General features: G+C 31.5%; 18 protein-coding genes. 5 read left to right on the top strand and 13 right to left on the bottom strand.

Annotated elements, in window-relative coordinates; all coding sequences use genetic code 11:
* Position 1 precedes the first annotated feature (1 nt).
* From ppk1 to rpsA, 9 genes are all read right to left on the bottom strand, one after another.
* Positions 2-2074 (bottom strand): polyphosphate kinase 1, encoded by a 2073-nt coding sequence (gene ppk1 / locus H0I23_RS03430; protein WP_216785071.1) that lies wholly within the window; start codon positions 2072-2074, stop codon positions 2-4.
* Entirely contained in the window at positions 2074-2559 is a 486-nt protein-coding gene (locus tag H0I23_RS03425; RefSeq protein ID WP_216785070.1) for a histidine phosphatase family protein, read from the bottom strand. Before H0I23_RS03425 ends, ppk1 begins: the two co-directional genes overlap by 1 nt.
* A gap of 31 nt (positions 2560-2590) precedes the next feature.
* The gene (pdxH, locus tag H0I23_RS03420) at positions 2591-3235 is read right to left on the bottom strand and encodes a pyridoxamine 5'-phosphate oxidase (RefSeq protein ID WP_216785069.1); all 645 of its coding nucleotides are present in this window, start codon (positions 3233-3235) and stop codon (positions 2591-2593) included.
* Positions 3236-3332: 97 nt separating this feature from the next.
* Positions 3333-4238 (bottom strand): ribonuclease Z, encoded by a 906-nt coding sequence (locus H0I23_RS03415; protein ID WP_216785068.1) that lies wholly within the window; start codon positions 4236-4238, stop codon positions 3333-3335.
* A gap of 10 nt (positions 4239-4248) precedes the next feature.
* Positions 4249-4716 (bottom strand): DUF3291 domain-containing protein, encoded by a 468-nt coding sequence (locus H0I23_RS03410; RefSeq protein ID WP_216785067.1) that lies wholly within the window; start codon positions 4714-4716, stop codon positions 4249-4251.
* Positions 4713-5045, bottom strand: coding sequence for a ribonuclease Z (locus H0I23_RS03405; protein ID WP_216785066.1), 333 nt, complete (start codon positions 5043-5045; stop codon positions 4713-4715). The genes H0I23_RS03410 and H0I23_RS03405 overlap by 4 nt, the downstream gene beginning before the upstream one ends.
* A gap of 7 nt (positions 5046-5052) precedes the next feature.
* Positions 5053-5979 carry an aspartate carbamoyltransferase catalytic subunit gene (locus tag H0I23_RS03400; RefSeq protein WP_216785065.1) on the bottom strand — a complete coding sequence of 309 codons (927 nt, stop codon included), beginning with the start codon at positions 5977-5979 and terminating at the stop codon, positions 5053-5055.
* 26 nt (positions 5980-6005) lie between these two features.
* Positions 6006-6551 (bottom strand): bifunctional pyr operon transcriptional regulator/uracil phosphoribosyltransferase PyrR, encoded by a 546-nt coding sequence (gene pyrR / locus H0I23_RS03395; RefSeq protein WP_216785064.1) that lies wholly within the window; start codon positions 6549-6551, stop codon positions 6006-6008.
* A 218-nt stretch (positions 6552-6769) separates the two neighbouring features.
* Positions 6770-8590 carry a 30S ribosomal protein S1 gene (gene rpsA, locus H0I23_RS03390; RefSeq protein ID WP_216785063.1) on the bottom strand — a complete coding sequence of 607 codons (1821 nt, stop codon included), beginning with the start codon at positions 8588-8590 and terminating at the stop codon, positions 6770-6772.
* 281 nt (positions 8591-8871) lie between these two features.
* On the opposite strand from rpsA, the gene H0I23_RS03385 reads away from it, so the two are divergent.
* Positions 8872-9252 carry a LysM peptidoglycan-binding domain-containing protein gene (locus tag H0I23_RS03385; protein WP_216785062.1) on the top strand — a complete coding sequence of 127 codons (381 nt, stop codon included), beginning with the start codon at positions 8872-8874 and terminating at the stop codon, positions 9250-9252.
* A gap of 33 nt (positions 9253-9285) precedes the next feature.
* On the opposite strand, the gene cmk is transcribed toward H0I23_RS03385, so the two are convergent.
* Both cmk and lon read right to left on the bottom strand, forming a co-directional pair.
* Positions 9286-9987: a (d)CMP kinase gene (gene cmk, locus H0I23_RS03380; protein WP_216785061.1), complete on the bottom strand. Its 702-nt coding sequence runs from the start codon at positions 9985-9987 to the stop codon at positions 9286-9288.
* Between the two features lie 116 nt (positions 9988-10103).
* Complete coding sequence (gene lon / locus H0I23_RS03375; protein WP_216785060.1) at positions 10104-12554, bottom strand: endopeptidase La; 2451 nt, start codon at positions 12552-12554, stop codon at positions 10104-10106.
* A gap of 217 nt (positions 12555-12771) precedes the next feature.
* On the opposite strand from lon, the gene H0I23_RS03370 reads away from it, so the two are divergent.
* Genes H0I23_RS03370 through H0I23_RS03355 form a run of 4 tightly spaced genes read left to right on the top strand, consistent with a single transcriptional unit; the run spans position 12772 to position 15712 of the window.
* Positions 12772-13323: an RNA polymerase sigma factor gene (locus tag H0I23_RS03370; RefSeq protein ID WP_216785059.1), complete on the top strand. Its 552-nt coding sequence runs from the start codon at positions 12772-12774 to the stop codon at positions 13321-13323.
* 2 nt (positions 13324-13325) lie between these two features.
* Positions 13326-13886 (top strand): hypothetical protein, encoded by a 561-nt coding sequence (locus tag H0I23_RS03365; protein WP_216785058.1) that lies wholly within the window; start codon positions 13326-13328, stop codon positions 13884-13886.
* A complete protein-coding gene (locus H0I23_RS03360; protein ID WP_216785057.1) occupies positions 13867-14961 on the top strand; it encodes a hypothetical protein in 1095 nt (364 codons plus the stop codon). Before H0I23_RS03365 ends, H0I23_RS03360 begins: the two co-directional genes overlap by 20 nt.
* Positions 14962-14986: 25 nt before the next feature.
* Entirely contained in the window at positions 14987-15712 is a 726-nt protein-coding gene (locus tag H0I23_RS03355) for a head GIN domain-containing protein (protein WP_216785056.1), read from the top strand.
* Between the two features lie 44 nt (positions 15713-15756).
* Here H0I23_RS03355 and H0I23_RS03350 read toward each other — a convergent pair whose 3' ends face one another.
* On the bottom strand, positions 15757-17094 hold the full coding sequence (locus tag H0I23_RS03350; protein WP_216785055.1) for an MFS transporter: 1338 nt from the start codon (positions 17092-17094) through the stop codon (positions 15757-15759).
* Between the two features lie 86 nt (positions 17095-17180).
* The gene (locus H0I23_RS03345) at positions 17181-17990 is read right to left on the bottom strand and encodes a M48 family metallopeptidase (RefSeq protein WP_216785054.1); all 810 of its coding nucleotides are present in this window, start codon (positions 17988-17990) and stop codon (positions 17181-17183) included.
* Between the last annotated feature and the right edge of the window lie 14 nt (positions 17991-18004).

Below are 18004 nucleotides of genomic sequence, written 5' to 3'. Positions count from 1 at the left end.
TTTAAGATTCCAACCTCTCTTTATAATAATCGTAAAGTGCGAACTGCGATCGAACTTCTGGACCTTTTATTTTCTTATAAGCATTATCTTGTTTTATAGAAAACACTCTTGATTTTAAATTATCACTCCAAGATATTTCAAAAGTTTCCATCAATTGCTTTTTGATATCTTCATCGTATATCGGGCACCCTACTTCTACTCTATAATCTAAATTACGTGTCATCCAATCTGCTGAAGAAATATAAACTTTAGGATTTCCTGCATTCGAAAAAATAAATTCTCTTGGATGTTCTAAAAACTTATCCACAACACTTATTGCTTCAATATTTTCACTCATACCTGGAACACCTGGTATCAAACAACAGATACCTCGTATAATCAGTTTTATTTTAACACCTGCATTACTAGCTTCATATAATTTATCGACCATTTTATAAGATGTAAAGCTATTCATCTTAATTTTTATATAAGCCTCTTTACCTGCTTTCGCATTTTCTATTTCAATATCAATTAATTTTTGAAAAGCACTTTTTGTATAATGAGGTGAAACAATTAGATGTTTGTATTTATGAATCTTATATGTTGTTTCAAAAAAGTCAAACACTTTGTTTAATTCTTTTAAAATACTATCATTAGCAGTAAATAAGGTATAATCTGTATAAATACGCGCCGTAGATTCGTTAAAATTACCTGTACTTACAAAACCATATCTTTTAATACCTAGTTCTTCTTCTCTTTCTATTAAGCAAATTTTACTGTGAACTTTTAATCCTGGTACACCAAAAATTAATTTAACACCTTCTGCTTGTAATTGTTCGGCATATTCAATGTTTGCTTGCTCATCAAAACGTGCCTGTAACTCTATTTGTACTGTTACTTGTTTTCCATTTTTAACAGCATTTATTAATGATGCTGCTACTTGAGAATTATTTGCTAAACGATAAACTGTAATTTTTATATTTTTTACTTTCGGATCTAAAGCTGCTTCTCTTAAAAATTTAATGATGTATGAAAAGGTATGATATGGTGTGTATTGCAAGAAGTCTTTTTCTGCAATACTCTCAAACAAACTACCATCTAAGGTTAAGCCTTTTACTGGTAACGGTTTAATTTTATCGTACAATAAATCTTGTCTTCCCAAACTCGGAAAGCTCATATAATCTCTTCGATTGTGATATCTACCACCTGGTATAACACTATCGGTATCTTCAATATTCATTTTCTCTTTCAAGAAACTTAATGTATCTTTTGCAATACTTTTATCATAGACAAAACGAACAGGATCGCTAATTTTTCTATGCTCTACACTACTCGATATTTTTTCAATAAAACTCTTACTCAAATCGTTATCAATATCTAATTCAGCATCACGAGTTATTTTTATCATATGAGCAGAAATAGACTCATACTCAAACATATTAAATATACTTCTTAGGCTATACCTGATTAAATCATCAAGAATAATGATATAACTTTTATCGCCCTCCTTTGGTAACTCTACAAAACGATCAATCCCCTTTGGAATCTCAATTAGAGCATATTTATTTTCTTTTTTATTCGTATCTGTATTATTTTTCAGAACCATTTTAATTGCTAAATAAGCTGCCGTATCTTTTAAAACAGGAAACTCCCTTAAATCATTTAAAATAATGGTCATTAAAACAGGGCTTACTTCATTAGCAAAATAGCTTTTTATAAAACTAGATTGACCTTCTGTAATTTCTGTCTCATTAATTATATAAATATCTTTAGACTCAAGCTCTTCTTCAATTTGCCCCAGTATTTTTAAACTTTCAGTCTGCTGCTTTATAACAATCGTTGTTATTTCTTCTAACAGATCTTTAGCAATTTCACCACCCAATACACTCTTTCCAGTTTTTCCTGCTTCAACAATTCTTTTTACAGTTGCATAACGCACTTTAAAGAACTCATCTAAATTATTAGAAAAAATACCTAAAAAACGGAGCCTTTCTATCAATGGTACTTTTTTATCAGCACTCTCCTGTAATACACGTTTATTAAAGTGTAGCCAGCTTATTTCTCTATTTATATATTGATTTTTACTCTTTATCATTATTTTAATTGTTTTGGGAAAATAGTTTTCTCAATTCTACCTCTTGAAGCAGCACTCCATTGATCAATTTCAAAATTTATTTGCACTAAACCAGAAGTTGGCACATTGCCTATATAGTAATTACCCCAAGAAGTTGCAATTTCTGTAAAAGCGTGGTTATGTCCAAAAATAAGTACTGTATCTATATCATTATTAATATTATGCACAAAATCCACCACAGATTCTCCTGAAAAATCATATAAATCGTTCGTTACTTGAAACTTAGAAAAAGGAAAATCTAAAGTTCTAAGCGTAATCATTGCCGTATGCAAGGCTCTATTAGCAGGACTAGAAAAAGAAGCATCAATTTTAAGATCCAATAATTTTAGTTCTGACGCTACCAATTGAGCATCAGCGATACCTCGCTCTTTTAAGGGCCTATCCTTATCAGAAACAGAATAATCCCAAGAGGATTTTCCATGCCTCATTAATATTAATGTTTTCAATTCTCAGTTTGTGTTTGATATTCTTACTATTTTATGGAGCCAATCTATTTTTTCGCCAATCTATACCCTCAAGAATATATCTAATTCTATCATGCAGACGGTTTGGTCTGCCTTGCCAAAACTCCATCGAAACTGGTTTAATAATATAACCTCCCCAATGTTTTGGTCTTTCTATTTCTTTATTTTGATATTCTTCTTCTAAATTCTTAAGCTTTTCTTCTAAAACCTCTCTTGAAGCTATAACACTACTTTGGTCTGACACAATAGCTCCTAATTTGCTGCCTTCTGGTCTAGACTCAAAATAACCGTCTGATAAATTCTCTGTAATTTTTTCAGCCTTTCCTTTTATAATTATTTGACGTTCCATATTAGGCCAAAAAAAAGAAATACAAACATTAGGATTTGCTTCAATAGCCTTTCCTTTATCACTATTATAATTCGTGTAAAAAATAAAACCTTCAAAGGTGAATTTTTTTAATAATACCACTCTACTCTTTGGGTAACCATCTACCCCAATAGTTGAAACTGTCATAGCGTTAGGCTCATCAATGCCATCCGATGCTTCCGTCTCATGAAACCATTTTTGAAAAAGCTCCATTGGGTTATCAGAAATACTAGTTTCTAAAAGTTCGCTTTTGGTATAACTTTTTCTATAATTACCTAAATCTTTTTGCATTTTCATTTATTATAAAACAGTATAAACAAAGTTCAGGAAAAGATAAGAAAACAACTATATTCTTAATATTAATTATACAATAAATATTAAAAATTTATCAGATTGTAAATGTTTTACCATCATCTGCTAATAAAACATTCTCAAAAACAGTTTCTGCCTCTTCTTTAAATAAATCTATAGATTTATAACGTGTTGAATAATGGCCTAAAATTAATTGACCAACACCAGCCTGTTTAGCGATTAAAGCAGCTTCTTTTGCTGTAGAATGTTTTGTTTTAGGTGCTAATTCAGCCTGAGTTTCTAAAAAAGTACTTTCATGATACAACACATCAACACCTGATATTAAAGGTATAATATCTGGCTTATACGCCGTATCACTACAAAAAGCATAACTTTTAGGCTTTGGCGGATCAAATGTTAACTCTTCATTTAAAATTGTCCGGCCATCATCTAAAACAATATCCTTTCCATTTTTTATATTTTGAAAATAACATTTATCAATACCATACTCATTTGCTACGGCTACATTTAATGTTCGTGTCGCTAGTTTTTCTTTAAAAAGAAATCCGTTTGTATACACCCTATGTTTTAATGGAATTGTTTCTACAGTTACTGATTTATCTTCAAAAACCAACTCTGATGATTTCGAAGTAAGCTCATGAAAAACAAGCTTATAATTAGTATATGAGTTTCCTAATTTTAAAAGTAAATTAATCGCTTCTTCTATTCCTTTAGGCCCATAAATATGCATTTCAGCATCTCTACCTAACAACCTAAAAGTAGAAACTAAACCAGGTAATCCAAAAAAATGATCTCCATGTAAGTGTGAAATAAAAATATGATTTATTCTAGAAAAACGAATCTTATGTTTACGCAACTGCACTTGTGTACCTTCCCCACAATCAATTAAAAACATATGATTTTTAATTTCTAAAACTTGCGATGTCGGGTTTGTAAGCGTTCGCGGCGTAGCAGCATAACAACCTAATATGGTTAATTTCATTTAAACGTATCTAGATATTCAATGTATAATTTTCAGCATCTACTGCTGTAAATTTACTTTTAAAGGTAAAAGCATAAGGAGACTCTCCATATTTCCGAAGGTAATTTAATCTTTCTTTTGCCTCCTCAGAACTCGGCATCACACTTTCTTGTACATACCAAAATGCCATGTGCATTTCTTTCATTTTATGAAACCACTCTTTTTTTCTTTTAAAAATCTCAACGTGGTTTGATGAGTACGTAAATTTAAAAAGTGCGTCCATGGTTTCCCAAACCGACATGTTTACAATAATAAAATTATCATCAAAAACATTCAATTCAGTTGCATTATTATCAGCCTCAATTAATCGCCAAATAAACCCATCGCTATTTTCTGCTAGTTGATTAATTCTATCTAAATTATTTACAAAATCAGCCATTACAGGGCTATCAATTGCATCAACCATTTTAGCTATATTTATTTGAGCTAAATAACTCATAAACCCAAATCTCTTTCTATTTCTTCCATTTCAATAATATCCTTAGCTTCTTGAATGGTTGGCACAACACAAATTTGCTCAGGAACATCTTCAAAAGAAATGGCAGCTGTAACTAAAACAAATGATTTTTTAGCGGCTCGATGTTTGCTTGATATTTCTAAAAACTCTAAAATATCGCTCTCTGATAATTTAGAGAAAGAAAAAAGATTTAAGATAATATGATCGTTTTTAATTTTATCATACCCATTAACCAAATTTTCTATAAAAGTTTTTAACGTTGCTTTTTCTTGTAAAACAATAGTTGTTGTTCCGTCTGAATCAAAAATCATAAGTATTCTATTTTATTTTTGAAGCTAATAAATAAATAACAGCCATACGAATAGCTACGCCATTTTCTACTTGATTAAGTATAATTGATTGTTTAGAATCTGCTACATCGCTAGTAATTTCGACACCTCTATTAATAGGACCTGGGTGCATAATAACGATTTCTTTATCTAAACTATCTAGTAGTTTTTTATTTACTCCGAACTGCTGGGTATATTCTCGTGTTGTCGGAAAGTAACTAATATCTAATCTTTCATTCTGAATGCGAAGCATATTTGCAGCATCACACCAATTTAAAGCTTTTCTAAGATCAGATTCTACCGTTACCCCTAAAGATTCAATATGCTTAGGAATTAATGTTTTAGGTCCACAAACTTTCACATTAGCACCTTGTAGTTTTAATGCAAATATATTTGATAGCGCTACTCGTGAATGTAGAATATCACCCACAATTACGACATTTTTACCTGCTACATCTCCTAATTTTTCACGTATAGAGTACGAATCCAATAAGGCTTGTGTTGGGTGCTCATGGGCACCATCACCTGCATTTACGATAGAAGCGTTTACGTGTTTCGATAAAAATATTCCTGCTCCTGGATTAGGGTGGCGCATAACCACCATATCCACTTTCATAGAAAGAATATTATTTACTGTATCAATTAATGTTTCTCCTTTTTTTACTGATGATTGACCTGCTGAAAAATTAATAACATCAGCGGATAATCTTTTCTCTGCAAGTTCAAAAGAGAGTTTTGTTCTTGTACTATTTTCAAAGAAAACATTCGCTATCGTAATATCTCTTAAAGATGGTACTTTCTTTATAGATCTATTTATTACTTCTTTAAAATGATCGGCAGTTTCAAAAATGAGCTGAATATCTTGCTCTTTAAGATATTTAATTCCTAACAAGTGTTTTACACTTAATTCGCTCATATTCTTGTATTCCTTTTTTTAGTTATTTAAGGCGTTGTATTTAACAGGTAAACCATATCTTCCCCATCATTCTCTTTCCACATTACTTTCACCTTTTCATTATTTATAGCATCCACTTGTCTGCCTCTATAATTAGGTTGTATTGGTAAATGTCTACTAAACCTTCTATCTATCAATGTAAGTAATTCTATCTCTTTTGGTCTCCCAAAAGATTGTATTGCGGTTAAAGCTGATCTAATACTACGACCAGTAAATAAAACATCGTCAATTAAAACAACATTTTTATCTTCTATTAAAAAATTGATATTTGTTTTATTTGCTTCTAGAGTTTTATCTCCTCTACGAAAATCATCCCTATAAAAGGTGATATCTAAAAAACCAAGGTCTATCTTTTCAACACCGTAATCATTCTTTAAAAGATCGTTAAGTCGTTGTGCTAAATAGGTGCCTCGTGGCTGAATACCAACAAGGACAGTATTTTTAAAATCTAAATGGTTTTCTAAAAGCTGACAAGCCAAACGATGCAAGATAATGTTTATCTCTTTTGAAGAAAGCAATACTTTTTGACTCATGCGATACAATTCTATTTACAAAAGTATCAAATTATCTTTTAAAATTTGACACTAAAATAGATTTCATTTAATATTTATATTATTTAGATTTTTTAACAAATTACGCTTTAAAAAATAAACTTTAAATTATGGCTAATTTATTAAAATAAAAAAAGCCCGAACAAATGTTCGGGCTTTTAAAATCTACACTAAGCAGATTAAGATTATTATGAAAAAGACTATTTAGTCTTACCTTCCATTTTATCTTTTAACGCTTGTAATGCTTCGTTAGCATCACCTAAAGTAGGTTTTGCTTCGTCCGCTTGTGCAGCAGCCTTTTTAACCGCAGCTTTCACATTACGCTTTTCTTCTTCTCTGAATATAGCAGTATGACTTGCAACAACTCTCTTGAATTCTTTATTGAATTCAATGATTTTAAATTCTGCAGAATCACCTTTACCTAGTTTAGAACCATCTTCTTTCTCTAAATGACGTGTAGGTATAAATGCCTGAATGTCATCATTGAAATCGATAGTTGCACCTTTATCAACAATATCAGCAATAGTTGCTGTATGTACTGTATCTAAAGCAAACTCAGTTTCGTACTTATCCCAAGGATTATCAGTTGTTTGTTTATGACCTAAAGATAATTTACGTCCTTGAACATCTAACTCTAACACCTCAACATCTAATTTATCACCAACAGTAACAAATTCAGATGGATGCTTAATCTTCTTAGTCCAAGATAAATCAGAGATGTAAATTAATCCATCAATACCTTCTTCTAATTCAACGAATACACCAAAGTTTGTAAAGTTTCTAACAACACCATTGTGCTTAGAACCTACAGGGTATTTAGTTGTAATATCAGTCCATGGGTCTGGAGTCATTTGTTTAACACCTAATGACATCTTACGATCGTCACGATCCATAGTTAATACTACAGCTTCAACCTCATCACCAACTTTTACGAAATCTTGAGCAGAACGTAAGTGAGTTGACCATGACATTTCAGAAACGTGAATTAATCCTTCAACACCTTCAGCAACTTCGATAAATGCACCGTAATCAGCAATAACAACTACTTTACCTTTAACTTTGTCACCAATCTTAATTTCGTCAGATAAAGCTTCCCAAGGATGCTTCTCTAATTGCTTAAGACCTAATTGGATTCTTGATTTGTTATCATCAAAATCAAGGATTACAACATTTAATTTCTGATCTAACTCAACAACCTCGTTCGGGTGGTTAATTCTAGACCAAGAAAGGTCGGTAATGTGTACTAAACCATCAACACCACCTAAATCAATAAACACACCATAAGAAGTAATGTTTTTAACAACACCTTCTAATACTTGTCCTTTTTCTAGTTGACCAATGATTTCTTTTTTCTGTTCTTCGATATCAGCTTCAATAAGTGCTTTATGAGAAACAACAACGTTTTTAAACTCGTGGTTGATTTTCACTACTTTGAATTCCATAGTTTTACCTACGTACTGATCGTAATCTCTAATTGGCTTAACGTCAATTTGAGAACCTGGTAAGAATGCTTCGATTCCGAAAACATCTACAATCATACCACCTTTAGTTCTACACTTAACAAAACCATTAACGATTTCTTCTTTATCGTGAGCAGCATTAACTCTATCCCAAGCCATAATAGTTCTGGCTTTTCTATGAGATAATACTAATTGACCACTTTTATCTTCACGAATGTCAATAAGAACCTCAACTTTATCACCAACTTTTAAATCTGGATTGTAACGGAATTCATTCAGTGAAATAACACCTTCTGATTTTGCGTTAATGTCGATAATAGCTTCACGATCTGTTAAATAAACAACAGTACCTTGAACTACTTCTTCATCCATTGTATCTACAAAGTTTTCAGCTACTAATGTTTCAAACTCTTTAAGTTTTTCATCATCAACTTGCTCAATACCTTGCTCGTACTTTGTCCAGTTAAAGTTTTCTAAAAATTCTTGAGGATCTTGTACAGGTGCCTGTACTTTTGCTTCAACAGCTTCTGCTGCCTCAGCTTGTTTTTTGTCTTCAGCCATTTGCTGATTAATAATTTGTATTTTGCAATACGTATAAGAGTTAAAACTTATATTACAAAAGTGTTATACATTGTTTTTGTTTAAACTTCCCTTTTTCCTCTTAATTGTACTAGTTTAAAAAAGGTGTGCAAAATTAAGCATTTTTTCAAAAATACACAAGCTAATTATCTAACATAAAACAGAATAATAAAAAGAGAAATTTTTAATCAACTTTACTGATCAATTTTTATACTAATTTTTGTATATTTAAGTTATTAAAATAACTATTAAAATAAATAAACATGAGCGTAAAAGCTAAATATCAAGGTGTTTTAAACCTTGGAGAAGAATTAGGAATTAAAAATGGTGACGTATCTGAAGAAGGTGGCGTTTTAAACATAAAAGGTGAAGCGAATACACCTTACGAGAAAAACCTTATTTGGGATAAAATTAAAGAATTAGGTGGCGAAAATGCATCTGATGTAAAAGCTAACATTTCTGTTACTGACGAATCTGTATATCACAGACACACTGTTAAAAGTGGAGAATCTTTAAGTAAAATTGCTAAACAATATTATGGTGATGCTATGAAGTACACTAAAATATTTGAAGCAAATACTAACATCTTAAAAAATCCTGATGTTATTCAGCCAGATCAAGAGTTAGTAATTCCTAATTTGTAATAACAAAAAGGATTTACAAAACAAAAAGACGCTCTATTGAGCGTCTTTTTTATTAATTACTCTTTCTGCGTAATTAAATATTCTTTCAAACTGCTCCTTAAGTCCCATATCGCTATTATCAAATTCTATAGCATCTGGAGCTAGTTTTAATGGCGAAAACTCCCTGTGAGAATCTAAGTAGTCTCTATCTTGAACATTCTTCAAAACCTCTTCATAACTAACATCATCTCCCCTATCTAATAATTCTTTATAACGCCTTGATGCTCTTTTTTCTGCAGAAGCTGTCATAAATAATTTTAATTCTGCATCAGGAAAAACAACAGTACCGATATCTCTACCGTCCATTACAATGCCTTTTTCTTTTCCCATCTTCTTTTGCATCTCTACAAGTTTGAACCTCACCTCTTCTATTGCAGCAACGGGACTCACATTTTTAGAGACTTCTAATGTTCTGATTTGTTTTTCTACATTTTCATTATTAAGATACATTTCTGCAAAGCCTAGTTCGTCATTATAAACAAATTTTAAATTTATTTTAGGCAATAATTTTATTAAGGTCGATTGGTTATTTACACCTGCGCCCATTAAATTATTTCGCATAGCAAAAAGCGTAACTGCTCTGTACATTGCACCTGTATCTACATATATATAACCTAGAGCTTTCGCCAATTGTTTAGCTATAGTACTTTTACCTGTAGATGAAAACCCATCTATTGCGACTGTTATTTTTTGCATATTATAAAAATATAAATAAAGATCTTTTATATGGTTAGCCTTTTTAGTTTTTTAACAAAAAAGGGAAGCTATTAGAACAATAACTTCCCTTTCAATTATTATTTTAAAATAGCTTATTACAGCTTTTTAGCATTTTTCACACTTTGGTTGGTAATAGCCAAATCAACTACCTCATGCATATCTGAAACATAATGAAAGGTAAGTCCTTTTAAATAGTCTTCCTTTATTTCTAAAATATCTCTACGGTTTTCCTCACAAAGTATTAACTCTTTAATACGAGCACGTTTAGCTGCTAGTATTTTTTCTTTGATACCACCTACAGGCAACACTTTACCTCTTAAAGTAATTTCACCTGTCATTGCTATGTTCTTTTTAACTTTCTTTTGCGTGTACAAAGAAACTAAAGAAGTTAACATAGTAATACCTGCACTTGGTCCATCTTTAGGTGTAGCACCTTCTGGCACGTGAATATGCACATTGTACTTCTCAAAAATTTCAGGATTTATTCCAAAAAGCTCTGCATTAGATTTTATGTACTCCATAGCAATTGTAGCAGACTCTTTCATCACCTTACCTAAGTTACCTGTAATAGAAAGGGTTCCTTTTCCTTTAGATAAAATAGATTCTATAAAAAGAATATCTCCTCCAACAGTTGTCCAAGCTAAACCTGTAACAACACCAGCAACATCGTTATTTTCATATTTATCACGCTCCATACGAGCTGGACCTAAAATAGTTACAACATCCTCAGAGGTCAATTTTTCATTGTGCTCCAATTCCATAGCTATATTTTTAGCTGTGTTACGTACCACCTTAGCAACTTGTTTTTCTAAACCACGTACTCCAGATTCTCTAGTATATCCTTCAACTATTTTTTCTAACTGAGGTTTTGCTACTTTCAAGTGTTTATTTGATAATCCGTGTTCTTTTAATTGTTTTGGTAATAGATGTCTTTTTGCTATTTCTACCTTTTCTTCAATAGTATAACCACTTACAGGTATCATTTCCATACGGTCTCTTAAAGCCGGTTGAATGTTACCTATATTATTAGCTGTTGCCACAAACATAACTTTAGATAGGTCGTAACCCATTTCTAAGAAATTATCATGAAACTCACTATTTTGCTCAGGGTCTAAAACTTCTAACATAGCTGAAGAAGGATCTCCTTGACTACTATTAGAGAGCTTATCTATTTCATCAAGAATGAATACTGGATTAGACTTACCTGCTTTTTTAAGGCTTTGAATAATCCTACCCGGCATTGCACCTATATATGTTTTTCTATGCCCTCTAATTTCCGCTTCATCGCGCAAACCACCTAATGACATACGTACATATTCTCTACCTAAAGCTTCTGCTATAGACTTACCTAATGATGTTTTACCAACCCCTGGAGGGCCATAAAAACATAAAATTGGCGATTTCATATCATTACGAAGTTTTAAAACGGCTAAATATTCTATAATTCTACGTTTTACATCTTCTAATCCGTAATGATCTCTATCTAGTATTTTCTGAGCACGAGCTAAATCAAATTTATCTTTAGAAAACTCATTCCAAGGCAAATCTATAAACAACTCTAAATAGTTACGTTGAATACTGTACTCCGCTACTTGCGGGTTCATACGCTGCATTTTAGAAAGCTCTTTAACGAAATGGTCATTAACTTTCTTTCCCCATTTTTTCTTTTTTGCTTTAGTGCGCATTTCATCAAGTTCTTCATCATATGAAACACCACCCAACTCTTCTTGAATAGTTTTCATTTGCTGATGAAGAAAGTACTCACGTTGTTGTTGATCTAAATCTGTACGTACTTTTGATTGAATATCATTCTTCAGCTCTAACTTCTGAAGTTCAACATTCATATACTTTAACATCGCTAATGCACGTTCTTGCAAACTCGGAATTTCTAACAACTCTTGTTTTGTTTTTACATCAACACTTAAGTTTGATGACACAAAATTGATTAAGAAAGAGTTACTCTGAATATTTTTTATAGCAAATGATGCATCACTAGGTATATTAGGGTTGTCTTTAATAATTTTTAAAGCAAGCTCCTTAACAGACTCAATAATAGCGTTAAACTCTGGGTTTAATGCATCTGGCCTATCTTCTTTCGCCTCACGAATAGTAGCCGTCATATACGGCTTTTCAGTAAGTACTTCTGCTACTTCAAAACGTTTTTTACCCTGTATGATAACAGTTGTATTACCATCTGGCATTTGCAATACTCTTAAAATTCGAGCTACAGTACCTAATGTATTGATATCATCAATTCCTGGTTCTTCCGTATCACCATCTTTTTGAGAAACCACACCAATAACCTTTGACCCATTATTGGCTTCTTTAATTAATGCGATAGAAGAATCTCTACCTGCTGTAATAGGAATAACAACTCCTGGAAACAACACTGTATTTCTTAAAGGTAATATTGGTAATGTTTCTGGCAAAGATTCATTGTTCATTTCCTCTTCATCTTCTGCTGTTAATAACGGAATCAGCTCAGAATCTTCATCAATACCTTGCAACGACATATTGTCAAAATTTGAAAATTTAGAATTTCCCATAGTTTTATTTCGGTCATTCTGTCACCGTAGTGAAGAAATCTAATTAGTAAATAATTGATATAATACGCACTAAAGACCACACATACGGTCTTTTAACACATACAATTTTCTTTTCTACTTAATAAAAAGCAATTCTTATGCCAACAAACAAAAAGTTTTTTAAAAAAAGTGTAACATTACCCAAAATAAATCATCATTACTACAAAACAACCATTTTTTGAGCCACAAAAAAGAACATATTGATGCTTTATTGCTTTTGTGTTTAAAAGGAAAACAAAGCGCCCAACTCGAAGTTTACAATCGCTATTATAAAGCTATGTACAACACAGCTATTAGAATTGTAAAAGACAGTGCCATTGCCGAAGATGTTATGCAAGAATCGTTTTTGAGTGCATTTACCAAACTAGAGAGTTTTATAGGCGAAGTAACATTTGGATCCTGGTTAAAGCGCATTGTAATAAACAATAGTATTTATCAGTACAGAAAGCAACAGAAAAAAAATGAAGTTGCTCTGGACGATGTAATCTATAAGGTCGAAGATAATGACGGGATTGCTTCTGATTATGTGTTTACCGAACAAAAGGCTCAAAAAGTGATGGAAACCATGAAAAGATTAAAAGACAGTTACAGAATTTCTTTGACCTTACATTTAATTGAAGGCTATGACTATGAAGAAATAAGTACAATTATGAATATAAGTAATGCAAATTGCAGAACTACAATTTCACGAGCAAAAGAGAGTTTGCGTAAAAAATTAATTGCTGATTAATTATGAAAAAAGATAATATAGATAATTTGTTTGATCAGCTCCAAGGGTCTTTTGACACAGAAAAACCTACTCAAGGGCATCAACAACGATTTTTAGAAAAATTAAATTCGAATAATAAAACGATTCAACTTCCGAAAAAGAAGGATCATAAATTTAGATACTTGTCAATTGCAGCAAGTGTTTTATTGCTATGCAGCTTAGGTTTTATTTATTTCAATACCAATTCAAATCTAAATAATCAGATTGTTCAAATATCACCAGAAATATCAAATACAGAATTTTATTTTGCAAACTTAATAGAACAAGAAGTTGCAAAATTGCAGAATGAAAGTTCGCCAGAAACTAAAAAGATAATTGCCGATACAATGGCACAGCTATCTAAACTAGAAACAAATTATAAAGGCATAGAAAATGATTTGATAAAAGGTGGAAATAGTAAGTTAATTTTAAGTGCTATGATTACCAATTTTCAAACTAGAATAGATTTACTGGAAGATGTTTTAAGCCAGATAGAAGAAATTAAATTAATAAAAAAATCAACTGATGAAAATTCAATTATATAAAATAATAGTAATTACCCTACTTAGTTTACCACTAGGGCTAAATGCCAACGATGGTATTTTAAGAGGAAAACACACCAAAGAAAAAACAATTAAAAAAGAATACAATGTTAATGCTGATGCGCTACTAAAAATATCGAACAGCTACGGTAATTTAAATATTACTTCTTGGGCTGAAAACAAAGTTGTTATAGAGGTACATATTAAAGTTAATGGCAACAACCTTGAAAAGGTAGAAAGAAAACTAGACGATATTAATGTTGAATTTGAAGCAAATAACAGCATCGTATCTGCTAGAACTGTTTTTGATGAAAATAAAGATAGTTGGAGCTGGAGTTGGGGAAACAATAACAACAATGTAAACATGCAAGTGAACTATATTATTAAAGTCCCAATCAAAAATAATGTTCACCTAAATAATGATTATGGAAACATAATTTTAGACCGAATCGATGGTCATGCTAAAATTAAATGTGATTATGGACGACTAGAGATTGGGGAATTACATGGCAGAAACAATGAATTATCTTTTGATTATACTTCAAAATCTACTATTGGATATATAAATAGTGGAAAAATAAAAGCTGACTATTCTGGCTTCACAATTGAAAAAGCAGGAGATTTAATTATTAATTCTGATTATACAAACGGAACTATTTTAGACATGAAAAATCTGAAATACAATAATAGCTATGGAAAAATCGAAGCACTTAAAGTACAGAATATTGAAGGAAACGGAGATTATTTAAACACCAAAATGGGTTCTGTATCTGGTAATGTAGCTATCACTTCTGATTATGGAAGTATTCAAATTGATGAATTGACCGAAAAAGCTGGTAATGTAAATATTAGAACAGACTATACAGGAATTAAAATTGGCTACAACACGAACTATCATTTTAATTTTGAAATAACCACAGAGTATTCAGGAGTGAGCGGTAAAGATGATTTTGAAATAAATATAACTCGAGAAAAATCTAGCGAAAATTATTATAAGGGTTATTATGGTAACTCTAACAGCTCAAATACTATGACCATTACAAGTGAATATGGTGGTATAAATTTTACGAAAAAATAAACAATCAATCTAAAAATAAACAATCATGAAAAATTTCGCAATAGCAACATTACTTGCTCTAATCACATGGTCATGTACAGCACAACGAGGTGAAAAAATAAAAGGAAATGGAACTATTAAAACCATAGAAAGAATGACTCCTGATTATGATAACATAGCAATTTCTGGTTTTTTTGATGTTGATTTAATTGAAGGTAATGAAGGTGATATTACAATAACTGGTGAAGAAAATTTATTAGACTATATTATTTTAGAAGTAGAGAAAGGTAAATTAGTAATCAAAATTGAAAAAGGAGTAAACTTGCAACCTTCAAAATGGAAAAATGCAGTTAAAATAACTATCCCTATTGAAAGTATTGATGGTATTTCTTTATCTGGCTCTGGAGATATTGTAAGTAAAACAACAATTAAAACCTCAAGTTTTACCACAAACATGTCTGGATCTGGAGATATCACATTAACACTTGAAACACAATCTACAAAAGCATCAATGTCTGGCTCGGGAGATATTAACTTAAGTGGATCAACAAAAAAATTTGAAGCTACAATTTCGGGATCAGGAGATATTGAAGCTTTTGATTTAGATGCTGATTATGTTGAAGCTACAGTTTCTGGCTCTGCTAGTATTAAAGTTACCGCAAATAAAGCCATAAAAGCAAGGGTTTCTGGTTCTGGCGATATTTATTACAAGGGTAAACCAAGTAAAATAAATACAAAATTATCAGGCTCTGGGAGTATCACAAAAAACTAACGCAGAAATCAAAAATCGAATAGTTACATTAAAGACCTCTTGTTTTAAGAGGTCTTTTCTTTTGGGACTCTTAATAGTAAAATAATACCTATTAAGAAAAATATGAATAAAAAAAGTATTGCATAACGCATGCTACTTACCTGATCTACCACTGCAAAAATAACCATACCAATAACTATCCCTATTTTTTCTGCAACATCATAAAAACTAAAGTATGATGTTGAATCTTCAGTTTCTGGTAAAAATTTAGAATAGGTAGACCTTCCTAAAGATTGTACACCACCCATTACCATACCTACTAAACCTGCAGCAATATAAAACTGCATTGGTGTTACCATAAAAAAGGCATAAAAGCACAAGCAAAGCCAAATAGAATTAATAATGATTAAAGTCTTTATATTACCGAATTTAGCAGATGCCTTAGAGGTTAAAAAAGCTCCTAAAACAGCTACTAATTGTATAACCAAAATACTAATTATAAGTCCTGTTGTTTTTTCAGATTCTGTTGCCCAACTAATTTCTTTTTCTCCAAAATAAACAGCCATTAACATAATGGTTTGTACTGCCATACTAAATACAAAAAATGCACTTAAATATCTTTTCAATCGCAAATCAAGTTTTAATTTTTGCCAAACCTGCTTTAATTCTCTCAATCCATTAAAAACAACATCTTTTGTTACTTTATGTCCTGTAGAAACGCCTTTAGGCAATACATAAAAGCTATATTGACTAAAAACCATCCACCACACACCTACTGTGATAAAAGATATTTTCATGGCTTCAAATTTCGCCACATTTAAAGACTCTTCTGTATCTCCTATATTAAAACCAAACCATTCTGGTTTCATTACCATTGCTAAATTTAAAAGCAGCAAAAAAACACTACCTATATACCCTAAAGAAAACCCTTTAGCACTAATACTATCTTGCTGATCTTCAAAAGCAATATCTGGCAGATATGAATTATAGAAAACCAGACTTCCCCAATACCCTATCAACCCCATAAAATAGAACAACATACTTAAATGAATATGATCTAAACTAAACCAATACAATCCAATACAGCCAATACTACCCAAATAGCAAAAAAACTTCATAAATGTTTTTTTGTTTCCTACATAATCAGCTATTCCTGATAAAATTGGAGAAAAAATTGCTACCGTTAAAAAAGTAAATGCTGTAACGATAGAAATTAAAACTGTTGGTTTCATTTGAAAACCAAATGCAACAACAAGTTGATCTGGTGATGAAAATAAAGCAGAGTAAAATATCGGGAATATAGAGGACGCTATTGTTAGCGTATAAACAGAATTTGCCCAGTCGTAAAATGCCCAAGCGTTTAGTAATTTTTTACTGCCTTTTAATGCTTGCTCTTTAGCCATATATAGTTTGGTTGTTGGTCATTATCTTGTAAAAAAAAAGCTGCTCTATAATAGAACAGCTTCGAATATAATATATTTCATTTTGATTACTCAAAAGAAGTCACTCCAAATTTTGCCGCTTCTTGTTTTGCTGCAGGTGCCCATTCTGTTAAATTATTGATACGAGTATCATTAGAAGGGTGTGTACTCATAAATTCTGGTTGTGATTCTCCTCCACTATTCGCTTTCATTCTTCTCCATAAATCAGCAGCTTCATCTGGGTTATACCCTGCAATTGCCATAATTTGAAGACCTATTCTATCCGCTTCAGTTTCATGCCCACGACTAAAAGGTAACATAATACCAACTTCAGAACCTATTCCGTAAGCTTGGTTAAACGTATTAAGCGTTTGCTGATCTTTTATCAATACATTACCAGCGACAGCTCCTATTTGTTGAAATGTACCTGCACTCATACGTTGTGCCCCATGATCTGCTAATGCATGAGCAACTTCATGCCCCATTACAACAGCTACACCTGTTTCACCATCGCAAATTGGTAAAATACCTGTATAAAAAACAATTTTACCACCTGGCATACACCATGCGTTAACCGTTTCATCATTTACCAAGTTATATTCCCATTTATAGTCTTTCAAATAACCAGGGTAACCGTTAGCCGTTAACCATCTTTCTGCAGCAGAAGCTATCCGCTGACCTACTTTTGTAATCATTCTAGCCTCTGATGTGTTTTCTACAGTATTATTATCTGTTAAAAATTGATCATATTGCGCAAAAGCAGAAGGGAAAATTTGGCTATTCGGATACATGTTCAACATTTTTTTTCCTGTAAAAGGATTTGTCTTACATGCTGAAACTCCTAAAAATATAGCAATAATTAAAATAATTTTTTTCATAATATATAAATTCT

Source organism: Cellulophaga sp. HaHaR_3_176 (genome assembly GCF_019021925.1).
GTDB lineage: Bacteria > Bacteroidota > Bacteroidia > Flavobacteriales > Flavobacteriaceae > Cellulophaga.
The sequence above is the reverse complement of the archived record's forward strand: the minus strand, read 5'-3'. Positions and strand labels throughout refer to the sequence as shown.

Excerpts from the sequence above, each read along its gene's own strand:
- ppk1 (WP_216785071.1), bottom strand. The coding sequence starts at position 2,074 with ATGATAAAGAGTAAAAATCAATATATAAATAGAGAAATAAGCTGGCTA.
- H0I23_RS03355 (WP_216785056.1), top strand. The coding sequence starts at position 14,987 with ATGAAAAATTTCGCAATAGCAACATTACTTGCTCTAATCACATGGTCA.
- rpsA (WP_216785063.1), bottom strand. The coding sequence starts at position 8,590 with ATGGCTGAAGACAAAAAACAAGCTGAGGCAGCAGAAGCTGTTGAAGCA.
- pyrR (WP_216785064.1), bottom strand. The coding sequence starts at position 6,551 with ATGAGTCAAAAAGTATTGCTTTCTTCAAAAGAGATAAACATTATCTTG.
- cmk (WP_216785061.1), bottom strand. The coding sequence starts at position 9,987 with ATGCAAAAAATAACAGTCGCAATAGATGGGTTTTCATCTACAGGTAAA.
- H0I23_RS03405 (WP_216785066.1), bottom strand. The coding sequence starts at position 5,045 with ATGATTTTTGATTCAGACGGAACAACAACTATTGTTTTACAAGAAAAA.
- pdxH (WP_216785069.1), bottom strand. The coding sequence starts at position 3,235 with ATGCAAAAAGATTTAGGTAATTATAGAAAAAGTTATACCAAAAGCGAA.
- H0I23_RS03350 (WP_216785055.1), bottom strand. The coding sequence starts at position 17,094 with ATGGCTAAAGAGCAAGCATTAAAAGGCAGTAAAAAATTACTAAACGCT.
- H0I23_RS03385 (WP_216785062.1), top strand. The coding sequence starts at position 8,872 with ATGAGCGTAAAAGCTAAATATCAAGGTGTTTTAAACCTTGGAGAAGAA.
- H0I23_RS03360 (WP_216785057.1), top strand. The coding sequence starts at position 13,867 with ATGAAAATTCAATTATATAAAATAATAGTAATTACCCTACTTAGTTTA.
- H0I23_RS03365 (WP_216785058.1), top strand. The coding sequence starts at position 13,326 with ATGAAAAAAGATAATATAGATAATTTGTTTGATCAGCTCCAAGGGTCT.
- H0I23_RS03400 (WP_216785065.1), bottom strand. The coding sequence starts at position 5,979 with ATGAGCGAATTAAGTGTAAAACACTTGTTAGGAATTAAATATCTTAAA.
- H0I23_RS03410 (WP_216785067.1), bottom strand. The coding sequence starts at position 4,716 with ATGAGTTATTTAGCTCAAATAAATATAGCTAAAATGGTTGATGCAATT.
- lon (WP_216785060.1), bottom strand. The coding sequence starts at position 12,554 with ATGGGAAATTCTAAATTTTCAAATTTTGACAATATGTCGTTGCAAGGT.
- H0I23_RS03415 (WP_216785068.1), bottom strand. The coding sequence starts at position 4,238 with ATGAAATTAACCATATTAGGTTGTTATGCTGCTACGCCGCGAACGCTT.
- H0I23_RS03345 (WP_216785054.1), bottom strand. The coding sequence starts at position 17,990 with ATGAAAAAAATTATTTTAATTATTGCTATATTTTTAGGAGTTTCAGCA.